This window comes from Alcanivorax sp. HI0044 (assembly GCF_001634945.1).
Window position 1 is genome coordinate 1 of record NZ_LWEZ01001586.1, and the last position, 626, is coordinate 626.

At 60.2% G+C, this 626-nt stretch carries 1 protein-coding gene; it reads right to left on the bottom strand.

Going from position 1 to position 626, the window contains the following annotated elements:
* Positions 1–626: efflux RND transporter permease subunit (locus tag A3730_RS24060; RefSeq protein WP_197477606.1), on the bottom strand; the 626-nt coding region annotated here is incomplete at both ends.

Below are 626 nucleotides of genomic sequence, written 5' to 3' on the forward strand. Positions count from 1 at the left end.
CCACCGCCATGGATTCGAAGAAGGCATCGAACAGCAGCGGAATCATGCCAAGAATGGTGGTGACCGCCGCCATGCATACCGGGCGCACCCGGGAAATGGAGGCCGACACTACCGCATCGAAGGGCGCCATGGTTTCCCGATCCAGCTTGATCTGCTCCACCAGCACGATGCCATTTTTCACCAGCATGCCGGACAGACTCAGAAAGCCCAGTAATGCCATGAAGCCGAATGGCGAGTTCAGCAGCAGCAGCCCGAAGGTCACACCGATAATGGCCAGCGGCACCGTGGCCCAGATCACCAACGGTGAACGCACCGCGTCAAACAGCAAAATGGTGATGATGAACATGAACAGGTAGCCCATGGGCAGGCTGCCGAACACCGCCGCCTGGGCATCCTTGGAAGCTTCGTATTCACCGCCCCACTGCAGGGAGTAGCCCACCGGCAGTTCCAGCGCTTCGATGGCCGGGCGAATCCGCCGCAGCACCTGATCCGCCGTTTCATCCCCAAGCACATCCGGTTCCGCCTGCACGGCAAGGGTTCGTTTACGGTCGCGGCGCATGATCAGGGCGTTTTCCCATTCGGTCCTGAAGTCCGACACCACCTGCGTGATGGGAATATACGTGGCG